General features: G+C 32.1%; 22 protein-coding genes and 1 pseudogene. 4 read left to right on the forward strand and 19 right to left on the reverse strand.

Annotation, left to right across the window (positions count from 1 at the left end; genetic code table 11):
* Positions 1-2 precede the first annotated feature (2 nt).
* From GKF99_RS01050 to GKF99_RS01060, 3 genes are all read left to right on the forward strand, one after another.
* A complete protein-coding gene (locus GKF99_RS01050; protein WP_154272412.1) occupies positions 3-542 on the forward strand; it encodes a DUF3783 domain-containing protein in 540 nt (179 codons plus the stop codon).
* A 294-nt stretch (positions 543-836) separates the two neighbouring features.
* On the forward strand, positions 837-1577 hold the full coding sequence (locus GKF99_RS01055) for an ABC transporter ATP-binding protein (RefSeq protein WP_154272413.1): 741 nt from the start codon (positions 837-839) through the stop codon (positions 1575-1577).
* The gene (locus GKF99_RS01060) at positions 1564-3138 is read left to right on the forward strand and encodes an antibiotic ABC transporter permease (RefSeq protein ID WP_154272414.1); all 1575 of its coding nucleotides are present in this window, start codon (positions 1564-1566) and stop codon (positions 3136-3138) included. Before GKF99_RS01055 ends, GKF99_RS01060 begins: the two co-directional genes overlap by 14 nt.
* A 59-nt stretch (positions 3139-3197) precedes the next feature.
* Here the strand turns inward: GKF99_RS01060 and GKF99_RS01065 are convergent, their stop codons facing one another.
* The 3 genes from GKF99_RS01065 to cysK form a co-directional block, all read right to left on the reverse strand.
* Positions 3198-4199 (reverse strand): hypothetical protein, encoded by a 1002-nt coding sequence (locus GKF99_RS01065; RefSeq protein WP_154272415.1) that lies wholly within the window; start codon positions 4197-4199, stop codon positions 3198-3200.
* A 92-nt stretch (positions 4200-4291) separates the two neighbouring features.
* On the reverse strand, positions 4292-4816 hold the full coding sequence (gene epsC, locus GKF99_RS01070) for a serine O-acetyltransferase EpsC (protein ID WP_154272416.1): 525 nt from the start codon (positions 4814-4816) through the stop codon (positions 4292-4294).
* Positions 4803-5699, reverse strand: a complete 897-nt coding sequence (gene cysK / locus GKF99_RS01075) for a cysteine synthase A (protein WP_154272417.1) — start codon at positions 5697-5699, stop codon at positions 4803-4805. Before cysK ends, epsC begins: the two co-directional genes overlap by 14 nt.
* Before the next feature lie 108 nt (positions 5700-5807).
* Between cysK and GKF99_RS01080 the strand changes: the two genes are divergently transcribed.
* Positions 5808-6473 (forward strand): Crp/Fnr family transcriptional regulator, encoded by a 666-nt coding sequence (locus GKF99_RS01080; RefSeq protein ID WP_154272418.1) that lies wholly within the window; start codon positions 5808-5810, stop codon positions 6471-6473.
* A gap of 131 nt (positions 6474-6604) precedes the next feature.
* Here the strand turns inward: GKF99_RS01080 and GKF99_RS01085 are convergent, their stop codons facing one another.
* The 16 genes and pseudogenes from GKF99_RS01085 to guaB form a co-directional block, all read right to left on the reverse strand.
* A complete protein-coding gene (locus GKF99_RS01085) occupies positions 6605-8203 on the reverse strand; it encodes a heparinase II/III family protein (protein WP_154272419.1) in 1599 nt (532 codons plus the stop codon).
* A 159-nt stretch (positions 8204-8362) separates the two neighbouring features.
* Complete coding sequence (gene fusA, locus GKF99_RS01090) at positions 8363-10420, reverse strand: elongation factor G (RefSeq protein WP_154272420.1); 2058 nt, start codon at positions 10418-10420, stop codon at positions 8363-8365.
* A 377-nt stretch (positions 10421-10797) separates the two neighbouring features.
* Positions 10798-10989, reverse strand: a complete 192-nt coding sequence (locus GKF99_RS01095) for a hypothetical protein (protein ID WP_172976405.1) — start codon at positions 10987-10989, stop codon at positions 10798-10800.
* A gap of 185 nt (positions 10990-11174) precedes the next feature.
* A complete protein-coding gene (locus GKF99_RS01100) occupies positions 11175-11702 on the reverse strand; it encodes a helix-turn-helix transcriptional regulator (protein ID WP_154272421.1) in 528 nt (175 codons plus the stop codon).
* Between the two features lie 90 nt (positions 11703-11792).
* On the reverse strand, positions 11793-12227 hold the full coding sequence (locus tag GKF99_RS01105) for a hypothetical protein (protein WP_154272422.1): 435 nt from the start codon (positions 12225-12227) through the stop codon (positions 11793-11795).
* A gap of 367 nt (positions 12228-12594) precedes the next feature.
* The gene (locus GKF99_RS01110) at positions 12595-14262 is read right to left on the reverse strand and encodes an ATP-binding protein (protein WP_154272423.1); all 1668 of its coding nucleotides are present in this window, start codon (positions 14260-14262) and stop codon (positions 12595-12597) included.
* A gap of 9 nt (positions 14263-14271) precedes the next feature.
* Positions 14272-15306, reverse strand: a complete 1035-nt coding sequence (locus GKF99_RS01115) for a DNA cytosine methyltransferase (RefSeq protein WP_154272424.1) — start codon at positions 15304-15306, stop codon at positions 14272-14274.
* Between the two features lie 56 nt (positions 15307-15362).
* The gene (locus GKF99_RS01120) at positions 15363-16319 is read right to left on the reverse strand and encodes a HaeIII family restriction endonuclease (protein WP_154272425.1); all 957 of its coding nucleotides are present in this window, start codon (positions 16317-16319) and stop codon (positions 15363-15365) included.
* A 9-nt stretch (positions 16320-16328) separates the two neighbouring features.
* On the reverse strand, positions 16329-17351 hold the full coding sequence (locus GKF99_RS01125; protein WP_154272426.1) for a DNA cytosine methyltransferase: 1023 nt from the start codon (positions 17349-17351) through the stop codon (positions 16329-16331).
* On the reverse strand, positions 17338-17574 hold the full coding sequence (locus GKF99_RS01130) for a helix-turn-helix transcriptional regulator (RefSeq protein WP_154272427.1): 237 nt from the start codon (positions 17572-17574) through the stop codon (positions 17338-17340). The genes GKF99_RS01125 and GKF99_RS01130 overlap by 14 nt, the downstream gene beginning before the upstream one ends.
* Before the next feature lie 107 nt (positions 17575-17681).
* Positions 17682-17855, reverse strand: a pseudogene (locus GKF99_RS01135) (mobilization protein); the annotation flags it as partial.
* A 386-nt stretch (positions 17856-18241) separates the two neighbouring features.
* Positions 18242-19774 carry a glutamine-hydrolyzing GMP synthase gene (gene guaA, locus GKF99_RS01140; RefSeq protein WP_094205270.1) on the reverse strand — a complete coding sequence of 511 codons (1533 nt, stop codon included), beginning with the start codon at positions 19772-19774 and terminating at the stop codon, positions 18242-18244.
* A gap of 8 nt (positions 19775-19782) precedes the next feature.
* Positions 19783-21378 carry an ATP-binding cassette domain-containing protein gene (locus tag GKF99_RS01145; RefSeq protein WP_154272428.1) on the reverse strand — a complete coding sequence of 532 codons (1596 nt, stop codon included), beginning with the start codon at positions 21376-21378 and terminating at the stop codon, positions 19783-19785.
* 244 nt (positions 21379-21622) lie between these two features.
* A complete protein-coding gene (gene purM / locus GKF99_RS01150; RefSeq protein WP_094205268.1) occupies positions 21623-22648 on the reverse strand; it encodes a phosphoribosylformylglycinamidine cyclo-ligase in 1026 nt (341 codons plus the stop codon).
* Positions 22648-23121: a 5-(carboxyamino)imidazole ribonucleotide mutase gene (purE, locus tag GKF99_RS01155; protein WP_094205267.1), complete on the reverse strand. Its 474-nt coding sequence runs from the start codon at positions 23119-23121 to the stop codon at positions 22648-22650. Before purE ends, purM begins: the two co-directional genes overlap by 1 nt.
* 9 nt (positions 23122-23130) lie before the next feature.
* Positions 23131-24582 carry an IMP dehydrogenase gene (guaB, locus tag GKF99_RS01160; protein ID WP_154272429.1) on the reverse strand — a complete coding sequence of 484 codons (1452 nt, stop codon included), beginning with the start codon at positions 24580-24582 and terminating at the stop codon, positions 23131-23133.
* Positions 24583-24700: the final 118 nt, after the last annotated feature.

Consider the following 24700-nt stretch of genomic DNA (forward strand, 5'->3'; position numbering starts at 1 on the left):
TTATGGCTAGATCGATTTTAATTTACAATATGCCTGAAAATATTAAAGAATTTTTGATGATAGAATCTGAAAAGCACAATTTTGAAATAATTGAATGCGATGATTCTGATTTGCGCACTAAAATATCTGTGCTTTTAAAAGAAGAAGATGGAGACAAAATTGAGTGTGCTGAAGAAGGTGTGGATATTAATTTTCTTATGATTAATAAATTCAACAATCAAATTTTAAATAGATTTTTGAAAGATATGCAACGTGAGAATGTCTACATTCCAAACAAATGCGTCACAACTGAGCACAATATCAATTGGCCACTTAAACAACTTCTTTTGGAAAACAAAGAAGAGCACGAGGTGATGATGATTTACAAGGAACTTGCAGCTCTTAGATCACAAGCTATTCAATTGTATAAAGAAAACGACGATGATAAACTTTATGAAACTATTACTGAAGTCACTGAATATATGCAACCAAAAGAATTTGAAAAGGATGAACTTATCAGAAGGTTCAACCATTTAAAATCAGTTATAGAAAGAATTGGCTAGATTTATTTAACGCATAGTCAAAGTAATAAACCCTCATGCTAAGAATATCATACGGAGAAAATTGCTATGATTTCAATTCGAAAAAATCCGTAAAAATCGAACTGTTTGAACGTAAGTGAGTTTTCGATTTTAGGATTTTGAGATTTAGAAATCAACAATTTTTGTAGTCCAGATATTCGTGTATGAGGGTTTGCTTACGTATTAGAATTAGCAATAGCTAATTCTTTTTTTATTTGACACGATATCACAAGTGTGCTACGATTATGATACAGTATGATACAAGAGGAGGTATGTATGATTACTTTTGAGAATGTGACAAAAAAATATGACAAGAAAATCGCTTTGGATAATTTGAATCTTACAATTAATAGCGGCGAAATCTTCGGTCTTATTGGACATAACGGAGCCGGTAAATCAACTACGATAAAATCCTTAGTTGGTGTTATAAAACCTGAAGATGGGACTATCAAAGTTGACGATATTGATGTAAAAGATAATCCAATGGAAGCTAAGAAAAAAATCGGATATGTATCTGACAGTCCAGATATGTTTTTGAAGATGACTCCTTACGAATTTTGGAGATTTGTAGGAACGATTTATGAAGTTGAAGAAAACAAATTCAACGCTACTTGCAAGATGCTTTCCGAAAAATTTGATTTGACAGAATTCTTCCAACCTATCGAATCTTTTTCACATGGTATGAGACAAAAAGTTTTCGTAATAGCTGCTCTGTTATCTGATCCAGATGTGTGGGTATTGGACGAACCGTTGACAGGACTTGACCCACAAAGCTCGTACAATTTGAAGGAAATGATGAGAGAACACGCCAACAAAGGAAATACTGTTTTGTTCTCAACTCATATTTTGGAAATTGCAGAAAAACTTTGCGACAGAATCGGAATTTTGCAAAAAGGAAAACTTATATTCTTAGGTACGGTTCAAGAACTAAAAGACTTACATCCGGATAAATCTTTGGAAGAAATTTATCTTGAAATGATAAAATCACACGATGAGGTTCCAGATGAACAAAACTAAATTAAAAGAATTGATGAAAATCGACTTATTGAATATAAATCCTATGCTCACAGGTCAAATCAGACAGAAGACCAAGCCTGCTGAGAACAAAAGTATTTACAAGAAAATTATCAGACAATATATAATGTCCGCTGTGATGATGCTTGTAATTTACGGAATTATGTTCGGATTTGTGTTTGATTATAGCAAGGCACCTAAGATGTTTGATTTATTCGTGTTTTACTTGGTAATTTTGGGAACTTTGCAAAACTTCATCAGCGTATTCAATCTGTTTTATGAAAACAAGGATTCGTTGAAGATGTCCTATTTTCCAATCAGTCAGAAGGAAATGTTCGTTTCCAAAACTTTCTTGACAATGTTGAGTTCGTTGACAGTTCTAAGTCCGATTTTGTTGTTGTCGATAAAGTTTTTCATTGATTTCAAATTCAATATATTCTTGGCAATTTTGTTCGGAATTTTGAATTTCGTAGTTTTATTCGTTTTTACAATAATTTTGAATATTGTCGTTGCGGAGCTTTTGGTGAGAACATCTGCATTGTACAAATTCAACACGCAAATAATGGTTGGGCTTAATATTTTCATTCAAGTCGTTGCCATAGTATTTGTAATTTTTATTCAAAATTCAAACATCATGAAAAACACTACAGGATTTGGCCCTATTTCAGGATTACTTCACAATCCATTATCGGCGATTATTTTCATAGCTGTATTGGCAGTTGTTGAAGTGATTTTAGGAAAAGCGATTCTAGAATTTGCATCGAAGAACTTGTACGAACACATGAGCGATATTCAAAACAGAAAAAATTCTGTTAAGAGAACTAAAGTTGACAAAGAACCAAGCAATATCGGCAAGGAAATGTTCAAATACAACAAAATGCTTTTGAGTGATGCTACAACTATCACATCGTGCATTTTATTCCCAGTGATGTTCCCAATAATAATGACATTTACAAACTTGTCAAATATGAGAAGTGACCTCGGGACAAATATTTCCGATTTGCAATCACTTGCTATTGCTCTTAGCATTTCATTTATGTACAGTGTGTTCATTGGACTATTTCCTATGAACCTACAATCGATAATAGTTTCATTGGACGGACAAAATCACGATTATTTGATGAGTCTACCAATGAGTAAGAAAACTTATTTGAATGAAAAAGTAAAATTCTCATTTACAATAATGGGCGTGTTATCTGCCCTTGCAATATTAGGATTTTCCATATTCTTTAGAGTAAAAATCTATTTCGTAATCGTTGCAATTGTGTTGAATTTAATATCTATATTCGTATTTTGTAGATTCAAAGTCGCAGGAGATTATAAACACAAGTACGTAAATTGGTCGAGCATTTCAGACATAATGAACAGACAATCCAAATTCGCCTACGTTATTAAAATGATGGGACTTTCATTTTTGACAATAGCAATATTCTCATTTGTATTGTTTAGCATTCAATCAGCCCCAATTAAATGGATTCTCATGGGAATATTAATTCCATGGGCATTAATAGTAATAGGAATTGAACTTTACAATCAAATCGGTTTTTGGAGAAAAATAAAATAGACACACAAAAATCATCCTCTTTTTAAATAGAGGATGATTTTTTAGTGTGTTGTTTGAAATTAGTTTGGTTGAATGTAGTCTACTAAGAAAAGTTTTTCTGTTCCATCACTTGTAACTCTTACAACTACATCTTCTTGATCTTTATCGTTGTATTGTCTGGTTAATATGATGTCTCCTTTTTCAAAGCTGAAATTATACGGAAATGATTGATTGTAACCTGTTGTCGTGAAATCTTTGAAATATTCCGCATCTTTAATTCGGTATAATTTTTCGTGAGGATATAGGGAGTATTTGTGACTTATAATTCCATAATAATCCGCTTCAAATTCTCTTCCATTATATGTTATTTTTTCTGTTGAGATTGGTTTGAGATTTTTACTTTTCAACAAATTAACTGTGTGAAGATTTTTAATTTTATCTTGTATAATCTTCGTCATATAATCGTTAACATAACCTACACCATCTATATGTGCCAATCCAAAAAATCCAATAACATCTCCTTTTGTCCTGTTATATGTATCCATAAAATTTTCTGCCATCATTTTATCTCTGTACTCACTAGCTTTTAAATGATCAACTTTTTCCTTATCATAGAAATTCTTGCCTTGTTCTATCGCTCTTTCAGTAAGTTCAATATCTTCTTTGTCGCCCTTTTCTTTTGCTAATTTTAGGTAATCCTTGCCGATGATATCATAAGCATGTCCCACATCGACACCGTAGAATCTAATATCATTCATTTCTTTCTTAATAGTTTTATAAAATTCAATAGTGTAATCATAATCGTAATTTCCATATTCTTTAAAAAAATCATACATTTTGTTCAAATACTCATCATTATCTGATTTCATCCACAAATTAAGATATTGTGCACAATAATGAGGAGACTCTAGAAAATAATTCCTACCACCTTTTTTGTAGTAATCTCTCAAAATGTTTAATTCTTCATTATAAATAGGTTTTATATCGTGATCTTCTCCATACAAATACACTTCTCTTTTTCCAATGCTACATGAGCACAACATTAAAAGCATCATTACAATTGCAAATATTTTCTTTTTCATAAATTCCTCCTGCTAGCTTATAAATCCATTCTACCACAAAATAAAAAAATCTCCTCAGCAAATTTAATTGCCAAAGAGATTTGTGCTCAATATTAATGGTGTCTTATTATTTTTGCAGGCATTCCAACTGCTGTACAATCACTTGGAACATCATGTAAAACAACTGCTCCTGCTCCTATTTTCGCACGATCTCCAATTCTAATCGGCCCCAAAACAGTCGCTCCAGTTCCAATTACAACATTATTTCCTACAATCGGGTGACGTTGGTGATCTTTTTCGTTGCCAGTACCACCAAGCGTTACGTTATGATAAAAGTGGCAATTGTCCCCGACAATCGCAGTCTCTCCAATCACAACTGCCATCGCATGATCTATGAATAGATTCCTGCCGATTGTCGCTCCTGGATGAATTTCAATTCCTGTTTTACGCCTCGCTCTTTGTGAGAAAAATCTTGCAAGAGTTGTGTGCTTTTTTCTGTAAAAATAATTTGCGATTCTGTGATAAATCAACGCCTTCACGATTGGATACATAAATAACGCTTCGAATTTCGTGCGACATGCAGGATCTTCTTTTAAAATAAAATCACCGTATTCAGATAATCTTTTAATTAGCCTCATTTTCAAATAATTCAGTCGACAAGTATCTTTCTCCAGTGTCTGGAAGAACCGTAACTATCGGCCCATCAACTTTCTCTAACATTTTTAATGCGCCAAATACATTTGCGCCCGAAGAAATTCCCACCAAAAGTCCTTCTTCTTTTGCAAGTCTTCTTGCCATATCCAAAGCATCATCACCCTTTACAGTGATTACTTCATCTAACATTTCCCTATCCAAAATTTCTGGAACAAAGTTTGCTCCAATTCCTTGGATTTTATGTCCACCAGCTTTTCCAGTGCTTAACAACGCTGATTCTTCTGGTTCAATTGCCCACACAACTACATTTTCATTCTTTTCCTTTAAGAAATGACCAACACCACTAACAGTTCCACCTGTTCCAACACCAGCGATAAATCCTTTAACCTCTGGTAATTCAGAATAGATTTCAGGACCTGTGTATTTTTCGTGAGCCAAAGTGTTGTAAGGATTTGCAAATTGATTTGGCATAAAATATTCGCCAGTAGCTTCCAATTTCTTCGCCTTATCAACGGCTGCTTGCATACCACCTTCGCCAGTCAAAATAATTGTCGCACCATAAGCTTGCATCAATTTACGTCTTTCGATAGACATCGATTCTGGCATAACAATTGTAACTTCGTAGCCCAAAGTTTTACCAATCATTGCAATCGCAATTCCCGTGTTACCACTTGTTGGCTCAACAATCTTCATGCCTGGTTTTAATGAACCATCATCAATCGCTCCTCTAATCATTTCAAGAGATGCTCTGTCCTTGATTGAACCAGTTGCATTTTCCTTTTCAACCTTAACATAAATATTTCCATTTCCTATGTTTTTCAATCTAACAAGTCTTGTATTTCCAATTGTATCTAAAATATTTTTCATTTTTCTCTCCTTTGTTTCCATATATAATAAACCACATTTGATTTTATGTCTATAGTTTAATATAATTTAATGAAAAAGTACGTTGTTAAAACAACATAAGAGGTAGAAATGGAAATATTAAAATCAGAATTATTTAAAAACTTCTCAAAACAAGAAATCGAACAACTATTAAACTCAAATTTTATTTACCAAAAATCCTATAAAAAACACCAATACATATACAAATCTGGAAACACAACAGACACATTCGGGTTAATACTCAAAGGAAAAGTTAGATTAGAAATCACAAATTATTGGGGAAGTAGAATGATACTTTCTAACAGGAACAAATTCCAAATAATAGCAGAGTCCTACGCAATAAGTGGCGAAAAGTTAATCATAGATGTAGTCGCAAGTGAAGACTGCGAAATCTTGTTCATAAAAACAAACCAAATTTTTAAAAATCACAACGATTACAACGACAAATTAATCAAAAATCTTCTCGTGATATTATCGAACGACAATTATTTACTATCACAAAAACTTTGCCAATCTTCCTTCAAAAAAATTCGCCAAAAACTATCCGTCTACCTAAGCTCTGTCGCCCTAAAAAAAGAAACCAACGAATTTGACATACCATTTAATAGACAAGAACTAGCAGATTATCTAAACGTCGACAGAAGTGCACTATCTAAGGAACTAATGGAAATGAAAAAAGAAGGACTACTTGATTACAACAAAAACCACTTCTCACTTTACAAAAACTTCAAGGAAGAATACTTCTACGTAATCTAGCACCCTTCCTAGTCTCCCTGAATCTGATTAAGCGAGATTTTCACAAGCGAGATGTGCTCGTACGTTAGCAAGCTTTTTCTCACGCAAAAATGCCCCTATCACACGATAAGGGCATTCTCTACTTAGTATAATTATTTTAATTCAATATCAACTTTCATTTCTTTATCTATTCCATTACAATCAACTTTAATTACTTTTGTACTTTGTGGAGGATTTTGATAGTAAACAGAATAATAAAAATCATCTGTTAAACTCACTTCATCTTCAGTAATTAACTTTCCAATAAGCTTGTCGCCTCTATAAAGTTCAACAACATTTTTTCCTAACTTCTTCTTGATTTTAGGTTGAATTGAAGGATCTAAGTGAAATAGTCTAGTGTATTTATGTTCTTGTTTGTCCAATGATTTTACAGTATCAATTATCGAAATATTTGATAAGTCTTTGTTAAATCTTATATTCCTTTTGAAAGTAATATTTGAAATTCTTTTAGTCACACCTGACATTTCCCATGGAGAATCTGTTTTTGTTATTTTTACATCCTTACCCTTAAATTTATTTCCATCGTCTACAATTAAAGTATTATGAGCTTCAAAATCTGTTTGGTATTTTGTATGAGGATTAGATTCTTCATATCCATACGAACCAAATTCAGTAAATATATTACCGTCCTTATATAGCCAAAAACTCAAATCATCGTTATGATGGTGAGGATTCTTGATGTAACCACCCCTAAACAAAAGAAAAGCTTTTTTGTCCATATTTTTGTAAATGTCATAACCAGATTCATAATAAGTTTGTCTTTTGTTAGTGTTTCTATTATTTAAAATATCATCACTATAATAATCATTTAGATTAATCTTCATCGACCAGGAATCACCAATATTAGGTATGATTCCACTTGGAAGAAGAGTTTGGTAGGCAAAATCTGCGGATTTTACGTAAATTTCCTTTAATTCATTGTAATTTGGAATCACATTTTCGTCATAATTATCTAAAACTTTTTTTAATTCAGCAACTAACACATAGTGATATTCAGATGAATTTTCCAAATGGACACCATCATTATCAAAGTTATCTTTAATATATTTTTCTATTCTTTTACTGCATATATCTTTTATGTCATCTCTACCATATTTTACTGCATACATAAGACCTGCTTCATCTTGAAAAAACCCATGATTGTTATTACCAGAATAGAAATCAGTAAATGCAAAAAGTTCTGCGGTTTTCTTCAAATTATCGTCAAGCAATTCTTCATCTTTATTAGACAATTTAAAATCTAATTGTTCAGTTTTTTTAATAAAGTTTAGAATATTCGTCATTCTAAGAGCAGTTGTTTCATCATGCCATGACATTTTACTTTTATCAAACTCCATTTGCTCTACAAAAGAAATAATCAATGAATATCCTTCTTTTATATATGAAATATCCTTTGTATCTTCATACGCATTAAAAAAATCGTCTAAAAAAGAAAATCCATAAATCAATCTTTGAAAAGATCTTTCTATATTACTGAAAGCTTTCCAATCTCCATCAAATTTATATGTCTGTTCTTTACCTTTAAAATCAATAACCATTGTACCATTGATAATTTTATCTGCAGTAATTTTAGATTTCGAATTATTTGTTTGCTCAATTTTTTGTTCTGGTTTATTATTTAATTTTTCTTGCCCACAAGCAGACAGAACAATAGACGATAATATAACCAGACATAAAATCCTTAACTTCATATTAACTCCTTGTATGTATTTTTCATATATAATATCAATATTAGCTTACAATAAATCAAATGTATTTGCAATAGAAATAAATAATAGATTAACATATACGTCAGCAAGCTTTTTGTCACGAAAAAATGCCCCTATCAAACGATAAGGGCATCTCTAATTTTATTGTTCTTTAATTATTTCTTCTGTAACATTAGAAGGGACTTCTTCATATCTCACAAATTCCATTTCAAATTCTCCCCTTGCTTGAGTCATTGATCTCAAATCTATTGAATATTCGAATAATTCTTTATGAGGAGCTTCTGCGATTACTACTTGGTTACCGTCTTCGTCAGATTCCATTCCCAAAATTTTACCACGGCGTTTGTTCATATCTCCCATTACATCTCCCATGTATTCTTCAGGGATTTTGATTGTAACTTTCATAATAGGTTCTAATAAAATTGGTTTCGCTTCTTCAATTCCTTTTTTAAATGCGATTTGAGCTGCGATCTTGAATGCCATTTCATTTGAATCTACAGGGTGATATTTTCCATCGTAAAGAATCGCTTTGACACCAACTACAGGATATCCTGCCAAAGGTCCCTTTTCCAAGGATTCTTCCAAGCCTTTTTCAACTGCTGGGAAGAAATTCTTAGGAACAGCTCCACCGAATACTTCTTCTTCAAATACGAAGTTTTCTTCAGAATCTGTCAATGGTTCAAATCTAATAAATACATCCGCAAATTGTCCAGCACCACCAGATTGTTTCTTGTGTTTTCCTTCGACATCTGATTTTGATTTGATAGTTTCACGATAAGCAATTCTCAATGGAACAACTTCTGTTTCTACTTGGTATTCATCTTTTAATCTGTCCATCATTACTTGAAGTTGAACATTGCCTCGTCCACCGATTAATAATTGCTTAGTTTCATTATTTCTTTCAGATACAAATGACAAATCTTCAGTTTGCAATTTAGTTAATGCACTAGAAATTTTATCGTCATCTGATTTCGATTTTGGTTGAATTGCAAAGAATAATGTTGCAGGTTTTAATTTCAAACGTTTGTAAACAGTTGGATCATTCTTATCAGAAATAGTATCCCCTGTTTCTGTTTCAACCAATTTGCTAATTGCACCGATGTCACCTGCGTGAACTTCATCGGTTTTTATTTGTTCCTTGCCACGTAAGAAGAACAAATCACCAATTTTTTCTTCAACTTCCTTGCTTGAATTATATATTAAAGTATCTTTGGTTATTTTACCTGATATAACCTTGAAAACCGAAATCTTTCCAACAAAAGGATCCACAATTGTCTTAAATACAACTGCACTCATTGGTTCATCAACAGAGAATTTACGTTGCTTGTCGTCAGCATGTCTGAATCCGTATTTTGCTCTTTCATCGTCAGGTGTTGGCATGTATTTTTCGATAATTTCTAATAAAACATCAACACCTACTCCTGTAAGCGCACTTCCTGCGATAAGTGGTACACAAGATCCTTCAAGTAGTGCCGATACCAAAGCTTTTTTGAATTCTTCGTGAGTAAATTCTTCTCCGTTGAAATATTTTTCCATCAATTCGTCGTCTGTTTGAGCGACAACTTCACAAATTTCATCGAATACGACATTAACTTCGTCCACTCTGTCTTCTGGAATAGGAACTTCCTTGAATTCAAAACCATTGTATTCAAAAGCTTTTTTGTCGATAACATCGATAACTCCCTTAAAGTCTTCGCCTTCTCCAAGAGTCAAAGTGAACGGAATAATATTATTACCAAATTTAATGTGCAAATCACTAACACATTTGTTGAAATTAGCATTTTCTTTCTCCATTTTATTTACAAAAATAATTCTTGGAAGATCTATTGATTGAGTATAACGAAGAACTTTTTCTGTTCCTACTTCTATACCATTAACAGCATCAATAACAATAAGTGCCGCTTCAGATGCTCTTAGTGATTGATACACTTCTCTTTCAAAATCAAAATAGCCCGGAGTGTCTATGAAATTGATTTTTATGTCATTGTGTTCGATTGGAATAACAGAGCTGGATATAGAAATACCCCTCTTCATTTCTTGTTTTGAATAGTCAGAAACTGTGTTTTTGTCCTCAACTTTTCCTACTCTGTTAATCACATTGGTTAAGTATAGGCATGCTTCAGTGAGTTGAGTTTTTCCACTTCCGCTATGCCCAACCAAGCTAAGATTTCTGATTTTGTTTGTTGGATAAGATTTCATAATTGTGCCTCCTATTATTTATAAGAAAACATTTGCATTTTTATTGCATAGTTTAATACGCAATTTGATAAGTAAATTTGCCAAACAATATTTATAATATCGTTTGCAAAATGACCGCAACGTCTCTCTTATATTATTAAAATATATATACCCAAAAATCAAAATTCCTAACAATTTAAAAAATATTATACAAAAATTCCCCCTTACATATTTATATTTTTAAAAATGAGATTTTATTTTGCTTGAATCTAAATCTAATATCTTACATCTACATAAGTTGTGGTTTTTTTCTCTGACATCATTCGATCAACACACTTAAGTGTACAATAAAAAGCACCTTTAATATATTACTGTATAAATCAAAGTAGTTTGCTTAATTAGTCTAATATTTCTATCGATTTGATATCTGATTCGTAGAAAATCCAAATATCTCCATTAACTCTCATCTCTAAACCATCTTCTTCGACTTCATAGTCATCTTTTGTGCAATAGTGTGCATACCCATCATAGCTATTTCCCTTTATATCTGTTAATCTAATATATTGTACATTGTATTCTAATAATTTCACATTTTACCTCTTTCATTTAATATATGTTGGAATTAAATGCACTCCGCTCTTACTATAGTGTATAGTAAATCCATTTATGTTTATTAGTTATTGTTTGTAACATCATCCCTGTATTTGGAAATTAATCAACCTTCATTAACTTTATATAAATTAGGATCACACCTTCTTTGCAGAAACCATACTAATTAAATCACACTACATATTTTTAATTTCTTATTAAAAATATAAGCACAAATTGTGCAAATCACAAAAATTAATGGTGCAACTCTGACAAATCCCCATTCGAAACTTTGCAATATAAACTTCATTACCATTGTGTTTGAGTCTGCTATTTTCCATTGTAAATAGCTGCTTTTCATAAAAAACAGCACTAAGAATACAAAAACAATTAAAACATCAACTGCGATAAAGATATTTCTGTAAGTCGTAATCTTCTTTTGTTTATTTTCGAAAAATTGCATATTGATTTCTTCTAGTTTTTCAGATATTTTATCTAATTCTGTTTGTTGTATTTCTTCTACATTTTCGCCTAATAATACGCTGACGGATGTGTGTAAAATTTCCGATAATTTTATTAAAGAATCAGAGTCGGGAACAGACAATCCTCTCTCCCATTTCGATACTGTTTGTCTGACAACGTGCATTTCATTAGCTAATTGTTCTTGTGACAATCCATTTGATTTTCTAAGTAATTTGATATTTTCATTCAACATTTTTATCCCTTCTTTCTATGCCACAATGATACAATAATTCCTGCCGTTGCCACAAGAAACTAAAATTAACATAGTAAAAATCTAATCATTTTATCGTAATCTTTGCTTCAATATATATCTAATCTCATCTTCATCATCGCTATCGTAAATTTGAATAAATGTATTTCCATATGCGTATATTTTTATTTTTAAATTATCATTTTTCTTTTCTATATTTATTTTCTTAATTTCGTCAAATCTCACAAATTTTAATATAGTAGTTGCATTCATCGTGATATTGATTCCTTTTTCAGAAATTCCTTGATAGAATACTGATGAATAAATTGAAGCTGTTGCAAATATAGCAACAAGATAGCCCAGTAATGTGTTATCAAATTTATAGCAAATAATAAAAACTACAATAGCAAATACACTTATAATTAGTATTATTTTCGATTGAATTTTAACGTTTATCTTGTTTTTCTGTTTGCATTTGAAATTATATACAAAATTTATCGCAAATGCTAAAATTACAAGCAGTTTCATTGTCCCTCCAATATGTTTTCTAAATCGATTTACTTAAATATGTATTCGTGATATCAATGAAAAATAATTATTTAGTTTTAAAATATTATATCATATATATTCACCTCGACTATTTTAATGAGTTTAATTCATTCCTAGTACAACATTTTTCCCACGTAAAAAGGACAAGCCTAAGCTTATCCTTTGATTAATATTTTATTCCCATTCTTCTTTTCCAAACGTACGATATATCCCAAACCATTCAAAATACTACATTCTAATTTTTCTTGTACCACTAAATCCATCTAATTATAGGACATTTTCAAATTTTTAGTCCCATCCCAGTCCCAGTTCCGGATATGGAATAAACTATTCGCACCAAATTTATTCATCTAACCTTATCCATTAAATTCATTACTCTAGCCTTTATATTTTCTAGTTCAATTGACAATTGTTGTTTAGCTATTGGTGTTATAATTGAAGTATGACCAACTGCGTCTCTAACAGGTTTATATATTTCTGATGATCGACTTAGCGCAGGATCTTTATTTTTATCTGGTGCCTTATCAATAAAGTTTGACAAACATTTCATATCAAGATAGTAAATATCTTCCATTGATTCTCTTATATCATAACTAATGTTTGCTACTCTCTTATTATTTTCTTCGTTTTTCTTCCATTTACTAGCTTCTTTGGTTGCTTCATCGGATAACTCCATTTTATTATGAACTATATATTTTCTTAAGAGATTCTCAGCTATAAAACATTCTACATACGATGGAATATTATATTCCGATTCAGTAGATAAAGATTTAACCCATTCTTCAACAAGTTGATTATTCTTAACTTTTTTATAATCACTATTTTGGTTATGAGTTTCTTTCATTTCCTTGATAGTTGTGTTAAATAATTCCTGAGCTTTTCTCTTCTTAGGTGTAATCTTCATATTATCGGGATCACCATCATCGCCTTTTTCACGCCTTAGATCATCCCAATCATTCATTATGTTTTTAAATAATCTTTCAACTTCATTAAGGAGTAGTTTATAATTTTGATTATCAGAAATAATTCCTTCTCTACTGCTTGTAAATATATCTTTTGTATCTCCTGAATCCAAATCATCAAAATGAATTTGACCATATACATAATTTTCAACAATTCTAGAAGTTGGGATGTGTCTCAATATATCTTTTTCCCTTAGTCTTCCATTTACAAAAAGATCAATCGTTACCTTTTCTTGTGTGCCACGAATTTTAAGTTTTGATGGTTTGTTAACCGATGCAATATAACCTTTAATATTAATCTTTGATTTTAATAATTTTTTCTCAATATCTGAAGATAATTGATTAATAAATGGGTCTTCTATATTATTTATTATCCAAATAAACTGGGTATCTTCCGCTAAGCTCTTCAACATTTTCTCATCAATTTTTTCGTCATTAACATATAAATTAAAATTTTCATCTAATAACGAAAATCTAAAGTATAAAGCTATTGATTTTTTTATATAATCAACAGTATTAGTTATTCCTTCGTTAACATTTTCGAATAAAATATAAGTTCCTTTTTCTAATTTATTTAGTGATGGTATATCATAAGATGTAAGGTTCTCAAGTACATATTCTTGTGAATTTAAATCATCGTTAATTGCTTCATCTAAACTAGAATTATCAATAATACCTCCTACAATATCTGTTTCTTTTGTTTTAGATGCTACATGGATTCTCTGAGCGCAAGATAATAACGCCAATTTTCCTATACCTTTTCTTCCTATAAAAGGTCTCCCGCTTTCGGTCTTATAATCACCATTTTTTCTTTTTGAATAACCTATTTTTAAAAATTTATTTTGAAAATCCTCGTATGTCATGCCAATACCATCATCTATAATTTCCATAGAATTATTATTTTTATTGATATTTATCCACACATTTTTAGCATCTGCATCCCATGAATTTGATATAGCTTCACCTAATATTGTTATAATGTTTCTATATAAATTTCTACCTAAGTGATTTAGTACGCTTAATGAAATGTTAAAAGTAAAATTATTTTCCATTTTATTTTCTCACTTTCTTTTTTCATAACTTGATCTTATACTCAATCCTATAATTTCTCCTAATCTGGGTGGAACAGCGTTCCCTATGTGTCTAGCTATATTTTTTAATATAACCTTACTATCTTTGGGAACAAATGAATATGAATTAGGGAAAGTTTGTAATATTGACCCTTCTCTAAGTGTTAATGCTCTGTCTTGCTCTGGATGGCCAAATCTCCCAGTGCCATATCCTATAAATTGTGTTGTAATAGTTGGTGACACTTCATCCCATTTCATCCTGCCATAAACAGAAGAATAAGTACGACCGGTTTGCTTTTTATGGCAATTCAATATTAAATTTTGAGGCCAATCTCTCCAAGTTCCACCAGGAACAGAGTGTTGAATTCTTTGTAGATTTTTTTTGGATAAGGCAGATGTTACGTGTAAATTATCAGCATTGTTAATTTCACCAGCTCCAATTTTAGGTAAATTATATATTGCATCTCTAACTGTAACAGGAATTTTATGAGTAGGCTCAATAAATTTAATCTTCATACCTCTTGAAGCTATAAGCAATAATCTTTTTCTTCGTTGAGGAACACCATAATCTGCAGCATTAACAATTTTATAATCAATATTATAATTGCAATTTTCTAATGTATCTATAAAGTCATTAAAGACTTCTTCTTTTAATAACTCGGGCACATTTTCCATAGAAACTATATCAGGTTTAACTTCATTAATTAAACGGCCAAATTGATAAAGTAAGCTCCAATCCTTATGTTTTTTTCTATTACTTTTATCTTTTTGATGCATAGAAAAAGGCTGACACGGAGCACATCCAGCTAATATTTTTATATCATATCCAAAAAATAATTCTTCTATCTCTTTTGCAGTTATATCTTCTATGTTCTTATTAATAAATTTTGCATTATTATTATGTGTGTATGAATATTCACATGTTTTATCTAAATCAAATCCGGCAATTACATTAATACCAGATTTTTCAAGACCGCATGTTAATCCTCCTACACCGCAAAATAAATCAATAGCTCCATATCTCATAAATACCTCCTTATTTTTAAAATACACTTATATTTATAGTATTTAATAAGGAATTATTACTTCCATTTGCAATCTATAGAAATGATAGTAGTAGGCATACCTATTATCTGTATATCAAACTTCAAACTTGTTTCTACTTTTGTTGCTGCATTGTGTATTCTAAAGCTAAATTGCCAACCTCTATCAAGATATAGTTCCAAGGTGTTTTTGCTTCCTGGTCTAAATTCAAGACTAACAATCCTTGTAGGTAACGATGCTATTGGCAGCTTGACACTTCTTTTTCTTACATTACCTTCTTTATTCAGAGTGCCTCTCAGGTTATAGCTTTGAACTTGTGTAATTTGTTTACTGTCAATACCAATTACTTTATAAAAATCGAACTCTCCAAGAAGATACTCAACCATTAATTTTGGAATATCTTTACCATAAACATTATTTTGCCTATCTATTTCATCCTTAAAAGCATTTAGAAGTGGTAAATAAACATCATCTTCTTTGCTAGGAAGATCTCTCCATTTTGATCCTTTTGCCTTTTCATCTTCTAAATAATCAAAAATAGGTTTTATATCTTCCCAATATTTATCAGAGCATTTTATTCCGTACCACTTTTCTCCAAAGTCTAATCCTTTAGATAATCTACTGTGCTTAACCGCAAAATGATTATGTTTTACACTTAGACCGATTTCCCATTCTATGCCTTTTCTAATGATTAAAACATCCCTTACATCTCCGTCTTTTCCCTTATGATCAGTCTGAATTTTTAATTCTAACTCATCATCTCCATCATCTAATATTAAAGGCTCTAATTCTAAAATAGCATTAGTTCCTGCCAGAGCACTTACCTTATACATATCTTTTTCAGATTCTTCTAAAGTATTCCACGCCTTTTCAGCAGCTTTGTAGCTTGAGTTTTTTTCAATTTTTGAGACCCTATATTTTGATATTTCTTCATGTAGAGAATTCAAATATGCAAATTCATAAGCTCTACCTTGGTTATTACTTTTGTTACTCATAACACACCTCTAAATCATTTGTAATTGTTTAGGATAAGAAAATATACTAGGTTTATTAAGTGCTAAGTCAATGGCTTTAGCCATTTCATAAGCAAGGTTTACTGGAACTGCATTGCCTATCATCTTATAAGCATCATTTAAATTTGTATAATAGAATTTAAAATCGTCCGGAAATCCTTGTATCCTTGCACATTCTCTAACAGATAATCTTCTATACAACTCTTCCTTACCTGGTTCAAATATTTGCTTATTCTTATCTTTTTTAATCATTTTAGGGGCTTGAGGATGCAATTGGCATTGTCTACCAGAAGCCTGAACAGTAAATGCTTGTTCGTCCCAATCACGCACTCTATTCCTACTCATAAATATTGGAGAGTATGCTCCTATAAAATATTCATGATTTGAGAAATTGCAATTATCACCATTAGTTTTATTCTTTTCTAAAGCTGGAATTGCATTATCTTTTAAGTCATAAATAGCGTCTTTAAATGTCAACTTATAATCGTATGGTTTAGGAGGTAAATCAAAACTAATATTCAAATCTTTTCTAAATCCTACATAAAAGACTCTTTTTCTATCTTGTGGTACTCCATAGTCACTTGCATTTAATAAATGGATAAATACGTCATATCCAGCCTCTTCGAACTGTGAAACTATATTTTCTACTGCAGAGTTGTGTCTTTTTGCCATCATTCCTTTTACATTTTCAGCAAGAAAAAATTTAGGTTTTTTATCTTTTAAAATTCTGATATATTGATAAAATAGTTGTCCTCTAGGATCATTAATTCCTTTAAGCGAGCCTGCTTCGCTCCATGATTGACAAGGTGGTCCACCTATTATCCCATCACATTCTGGAAATTCATCTGAAGGTATTTTGCATATATCACCTTTTATCAATTTTGTTTCATGGTTTTTTTCATATGTTTCCCAAATAGTTTTATCAAATTCATTGGCTGCTACTATCTCATAACCCGCCTTTTGAAATCCTAAGTCAAGTCCTCCTGCTCCTGAAAACAAACTAATCAATTTCATTTTTTATCTCCTCTGTCTCAAACTCTACACATTCCATCACATCTGAAATATCACAATTCAATGTATTGCAAATTCTTAAAATCACATCTGTAGTAACATTTTGTCCATTTTTTATTTTATAAAATGTACTTTTACTGATTTGTGCTTTGTCCATAAGTTCAGTATTTTTCATTTCTAAGTCTATAAGTTTTTTAAACAATTTTTTATAACTAAATTTCAACATGAGATATTCGAAACAACTCCCTATATTTATCTATATTGTCTTAATTATACCATTAAAACAATTCTTTTAACAGGCTTTTATTCTCTTATCTCGAACTGAATGAAAAATTATTTCCTTAATAACAGGGAATGTATATCCCAAATTTCTTTTGCCAATTTTTCTATTTTTTCTCTCATATAATCAATATCTTTCTTCTAAATGACTCCCGTTGTATTGGTTATTTTTGCAATCTTGTTTATATTATTTGTTACATTTGAAAGTAGCCATTGGAGATGTCTAAATAAATTAATCCTCGTAATATGTTGGCAAAAAGACCGTAGCTTGAAACTACGGTCTAATTTTTATCCAAATACAAACCACTTGGAACTATCATTCAATTTATTCTTTTTAACAAATGCACGCTATTTGCTCGCATCTTTTTATTTCCTTTATCGAGATTTAAAATAATTTTCGAGGAAAAATGGATGAAATAGGCGAAGTACAGGAAATGCCGTAATGAGTTTCTTTCGAAACAAGCCTAGTTCGCCATTTAAAATGCTACAACAATTTGCGAAAATAAATGGATGGATTAGACGCCGATGAGGAGCCTCGCAGCCGAGTCGTACAATTAGTACGTCGAGGTTGTGAGGCGACGAATCAAGTTTAATACGCCATTTAGACCGCCAATTTATTCCCATTCAATTGTTGCTGGTGGTTTGCTTGTAATATCGTAAACTATTCTATTGATATGGTCTACTTCGTTGATTATTCTTACTGAAGTTTTATCTAATACTTCGTATGGGATTCTTGCCCAATCGGCTGTCATGAAGTCTGTTGTTGTTACAGCTCTTAGTGCCAATGTGTAATCGTAAGTTCTGAAATCTCCCATTACTCCTACTGTTCTGTTGTTAGTGATTACTGCGAAGTATTGGTTGATGTCTTTGTCGATTCCTGCTTTTGCAACTTCGTCTCTGAATATATAGTCTGCTTCACGCAACACTTCTAATTTTTCTTCAGTGATTTCTCCCATAACTCTGATTCCTAATCCTGGTCCTGGGAATGGTTGACGATATACCAAATATTCTGGCATTTCTAATTCTAATCCCAATCTTCTGACTTCGTCTTTGAATAAATCGCGAAGTGGTTCGATTAAATCTTTGAAATCAACTACATCTGGAAGTCCTCCAACGTTATGGTGAGATTTGATAACGGATGCATCGCCTTGTCCAGATTCTATTACATCGGGATAGATTGTACCTTGCGCTAAAAAATCTACAGATCCGATTTTCTTAGCTTCATCTTCAAATACTCTGATGAATTCTTCTCCGATGATTTTTCTCTTTTGTTCTGGATCTGATACGCCTTTTAATTTATCTAGGAATCTGTCTTTTGCATCTACTCTTACGAAGTTCAATTCGTCATTTTTGAATGCGGCTTCGACTTCGTCGCCTTCATTTTTTCTCATCAAACCATGGTCAACGAATACGCATGTCAAGTTTTTGCCGATAGCTTTTGATAGAAGTGATGCACATACGGAACTGTCTACCCCACCTGATAATGCCAACAAAACTTTTTTGTCGCCTACAGTTTTTCTGATTTTTTGGATTTGTTCTTCCAAGAAGTTTTCCATTGTCCAATCTCCATCAGCTTTACAGATTTCATAAAGGAAGTTTTTGATAAGTATTTTACCTTCAACTGTATGATTAACTTCTGGGTGATATTGAACAGCGTAGATTTTCTTGTCTTCATTTGCAATTGCTGCTACTGGGCAAGAGTCCGTTGTTTGAATGATGTCAAATCCTTCTGGTTTTTCTGATACGAAATCAGTGTGACTCATCCACACGATGCTTTCGTCGCTCATATCTTTTAAGATAGAACTTTGATTTGCAATTTTGGCATTAGTTTTACCAAATTCACGATTTTTTGCCTTTTCAACAACTCCACCAAAATCTTTGGAGATAAGTTGCATTCCGTAGCACATTCCCAAAATAGGAATATTTAATTCAAAAATTTCTTTATCGATTTGTGGAGAATTTTCTTCGTAAACGCTGTTTGGTCCGCCTGTGAAGATTATCCCGATCGGTTGTTTTTCCTTAATAGCATTCAATGCTTTTTTGTAAGGAACAACTTCGCAGTACACGTTCAAATCTCTTACACGACGAGCGATTAGTTGATTATATTGTCCTCCAAAATCTACCACAATAACTAATTGATGTTTCATTTCTACTCCTAATTATTAGTTAAATATTTTTCTATATAGTCTTCGTAATTCATTGATACGTCACGATAAGTTCCGTCATCAAATATTTCAATAATTCTATTTGCAACAGAAGATACAAATTGGTGATCGAGTGATGTGAACAAAATGTTTGATTTGAATGTAATCAAACCGTTATTTACAGCTTCGATACTTTCCAAATCCAAATGGTTTGTAGGTTGGTCGAACACCAAGACGTTGGCTTGTGTTACCATCATTTTGGAAAACATCATTCTGACTTTTTCGCCCCCGCTAAGAACGTTGGCTTTCTTCAAAGCTTCATCACCTGAAAAAAGCATCTTTCCCAAAAATCCTCTGATGTGAATTTCAGATTTTTCTTCGCTGAATTGTCTCAACCAATCAATCAAATTCAAATCGAAATCTTCGAAGAACCTAGTATTATCTTTTGGAAAATACGTGTGAGTTATAGTTTGTCCCCATTTGTATTCTCCTATATAATCATCATCGTTTCCGTTGATTATTTCGAAGAATTTCGTGATGGCGATTTCGTTTCCGATGAATCCAATCTTATCTCCTTTATTTACTCTGAAGCTCAAATTATCGATAAGCTTGTTGCCATTTTGTTCTACAGTCAAGTTTTCTACATTCAAAATTTCATTACCAACTTCTCTTGAAAGCTCGAATCCAACGAATGGATAACGTCTACTAGATGGTTTAATGTCATCCAATGTAATTTTATCGAGAAGTTTTTTCCTACTTGTAGCTTGTTTGGATTTTGATTTATTGGCAGAAAATCTTTGAATGAAATCTTGAAGTTCTTTGATTTTGTCTTCTTTTTTCTTGTTTTGCTCTTTTTGCATTCGAAGTGCAAGTTGGCTTGATTCATACCAGAAATCGTAGTTACCAACGAACATATTAATCTTTCCGTAGTCAACATCGACCATATGAGTGCACACTTCGTTTAAGAAATATCTATCGTGAGATACTATGATTACAATTCCTGGAAAATCCATCAGAAAATCTTGTAGCCATAATATTGCTTTCAAATCCAAACCATTTGTAGGTTCGTCTAGTAACAATATTCCTGGATTTCCGAACAAAGCTTGTGCCAATAACACCTTTACCTTGTCAGATTCTTTCAAATCTCTCATCAACATAAAATGTTGTTGTGTCGTTATTCCCAAACCTTGCAGCAAAGATGAACTTTCCGCTTCTGCTTCATATCCTCCAAGTTCTTGGAATTCTGCTTCTAATTCCGCTGCTCTCATTCCATCTTCATCGCTGAAATCTGGCTTCATGTATATAGCATCTTTTTCTTTTTGGATATCGTAAAGCTTTTTGTTTCCCATCAAAACTGTATCCATTACGCTGTTTTCTTCAAAAGCGTAGTGATCTTGGTTAAGTTTTGATAATCTTGTGTTCTTATCTATCGTGACATTGCCTTTTGTAGGCTCTTTTTCTCCGGATAAAATTTTGAGGAATGTAGATTTCCCAGCACCATTCGCACCAATAACTCCGTAACAGTTACCTGGATTAAAAATTAGGTTAACATCCTCAAATAATTTTTTATCGGGGAATATGACACTTAAATTGTTAACTGTTAACATCTAAATCCCTCCAATACTCACATATTATACCATAAAAGTATTATCAAGTCTTGATATCACAATATTTGGATACATTTTTCAATTCAAAAACAACCATTTAATTTTGAAAAATAAATGGTTGTTAATTTTATAAATTTATATTTTGCTCAATCCTTTTACAAAAGTATTTTTACTTAGTTTCTTAAATTTTCTGTACCTAAATTCTAAAGTATATACTTATTTAAAAAATTAATTTATTCAAAAATTAGTCCAAATTAATCGCAACTTTTGTTTCTGTTTGTTTGCAAACTCCGCATTTTTTTGCTTTTGGATCAATTTTTTGTAATACTTCAAGAGATTTATCCACATCTTTTGCATCTACTACAATTACCATTCCAATTCCCATATTAAATGTGGAGAACATTTCTTTTGTTTCGACATTTCCCCATTCTTGAATAGCTTTGAACACAGGATCAATTTCTGATTCTTTTAAGTCAAATTCTATTCCTATATTTTCAGGCAACATTCTAGGCACGTTTTCGTACAATCCACCACCTGTGATGTGAGCAATTCCTTTGATTTGAACTTCTTTTAATAAAGCTGATATTTCTTTTTCGTAAATTCTCGTAGGAACCAAAAGTCTTTCTCCAACTGTAGTATCTTCAAATTTGTCGGATAATTTCACATTTGCCATATCCAATGCCGCTCTTACAAGTGAAAATCCATTGCTGTGAACTCCGCTTGATGACAAAGATATTGCAACATCGCCTTCTTTAATGCTACTTCCGTCAATTATTTTTTCGCGGTCTACGATTCCAACTGCAAATCCCGCCAAATCATAATCATTTTCTTTGTACAACCCTGGCATTTCGGCAGTTTCTCCACCGATTAATGCACATTCTGATTGTGTACAACCTTCTGCTACCCCACGAACCAAATCTGCCATTTTTTCTGGTTTTAAACTTCCTGTAGCGATGTAATCCAAGAAGAACAATGGCTTTGCTCCTTGGCACAAAACATCATTAACACACATTGCAACCAAATCAATACCAACTGTATCGTGTTTGTCTAGTTCCATGGCTAATTTGATTTTTGTTCCAACGCCATCAGTTCCACTAACTAATACAGGTTCTTTCATATCGGAGATTTCTGGTTTAAATAAACCAGCAAATCCACCGATACCTGTTAGAACTTCTTTTCCATGAGTTTTCTTTACGATTTCTTTTATGATTTGAACTTCTTCGTAGCCTTTTTCTTTATCTACACCAGAATCTTTGTAAGTTAATCCCATTATATTTCTTCTAACTCCCTGTCGGAATCAATGACACCTTGTTTCATTTCTTCTTTGTAATCTTTTAATTTTTGAGCTAGTTTTTCGTCAGACAAAGCAATCATTTGAGCTGCTAAGATAGCTGCATTTTCTCCACCATCGATTGCTACAGTTGCAACTGGAACTCCTTTAGGCATTTGAACTATTGAATACAAAGCATCCATTCCAGCAAGTGCAGATCCTTTTACAGGAATTCCTATAACTGGTTTTGTTGTCATTCCAGCTGTTACTCCACCTAAGTGTGCTGCTTTTCCAGCGATTGTGATGTAAACTTTGCAGTCGTCTTTTTCAACAGTTTCTTTTAAAACATCCAATGCTCTGTGTGCTGAAATAACTGATACTTCGTAAGATAGATCAAATTTTTTCAACATTTTAGTAACTTTTTTTGCAACTTCAATATCTGAACTGCTTCCCATTATTAATCTAATATCCATTGTTTGCTCCTATTTTTTTGTATAGTTTGGAGATTCTCTAGTAATTGTAATATCATGTGGATGATTTTCTACAAGTGTTGCTGGAGAAATCTTCACGAATTTTGATTTTTCTTTTAATTCAACTAAGTCTTTGCTTCCTACATAACCCATACCTGAACGAAGTCCACCAACTAATTGATAAACAACTTCTGCTACAGATCCTTTGTAAGCAACTCTACCTTCTACTCCTTCTGGAACGTATTTTTTAGTGTTATTTTGGAAATATCTGTCTCCACTTCCAGCTTTCATAGCTCCAAGCGAACCCATTCCTCTGTATTCTTTGTATTGTCTACCTTCTAATACAACTAATTCTCCAGGGCTTTCTTCAGTACCAGCGAACAAGCTACCTGCCATAATAACAGATGCACCTGCTGCTAATGCCTTTGTAATATCACCTGAGTATTTAATACCACCATCGGCAATGATTGGAATACCATGTTTATCAGCTTCTTTCGCACATTCGATTATAGCTGTCATTTGAGGAACACCTATACCTGTTACAACTCTTGTCGTACAAATAGATCCAGGTCCAATACCAACTTTAACACAATCTGCTCCAGCTTCTATCAAATCCCTTGTAGCATCTGCTGTTGCAACGTTACCTGCGATTATTTGAAGATCTGGGAAAGCTTTCTTTAATTTAGTTACAGCATTCAAAACTCCTCTTGAATGACCGTGAGCTGTGTCGATTGTTACGACGTCAACTTTTGCATCCACTAAAGCTTGACATCTTTCAATCATATCATTAGTGATACCAACAGCTGCACCAACTAATAATCTTCCTTGTGAATCTCTTGCTGAATTTGGATATTGGATTGTTTTTTCAACATCTTTTGTAGTGATAAGGCCTTTTAATTTGAAGTTTTCATCTACAATTGGAAGTTTTTCAATCTTAGCATTCATCATTTTTTCCAAGGCTTCATCCATTGATATGTTTTCGTGACCTGTGATTAATCCTTCTTTAGTCATAACATCACCAATTGGAAGTTGTTCGTCTTTTACGAATCTAACATCTCTGTTAGTTAGGATTCCGACTAAAGTCATATCATCATTAACTATAGGTACACCGCTAATTCTGTAGTGACTCATCAATTTCAACGCATCAACGATTTTGTCATCTGCAGATAAGTAAAAAGGATCAGTAATTATTCCATTTTCTGAACGTTTAACTCTATCTACTTCTCTTGCTTGTTCTTCAATAGTCATGTTCTTGTGAATAATTCCGATCCCGCCTTGTCTCGCCATAGCGATAGCCATTTTTGACTCAGTTACAGTATCCATTCCTGCTGACATCATAGGAATGTTCAATTCAATTTTTTTAGTTAATCTTGTTTTCAAGATAGTTTCATTAGGTAACACTTCTGATGGACCTGGTACTAGAAGTACGTCATCAAATGTTAATCCTTCGCCGATAAATTGCATAATACCCTCCTCATAAAATAAATAAAAACTTTGTTAAAAATTTTTAATGTTGAGAATAAATTTACCATACAAATGATCACAAGTCAAGCAAATTTATTCCTTTTATTTTCTTTACAGT

The sequence above is a fragment of the Finegoldia sp. BIOML-A2 genome (genome assembly GCF_009678315.1).
GTDB classification, from domain to species: Bacteria; Bacillota; Clostridia; order Tissierellales; family Peptoniphilaceae; genus Finegoldia; species Finegoldia magna.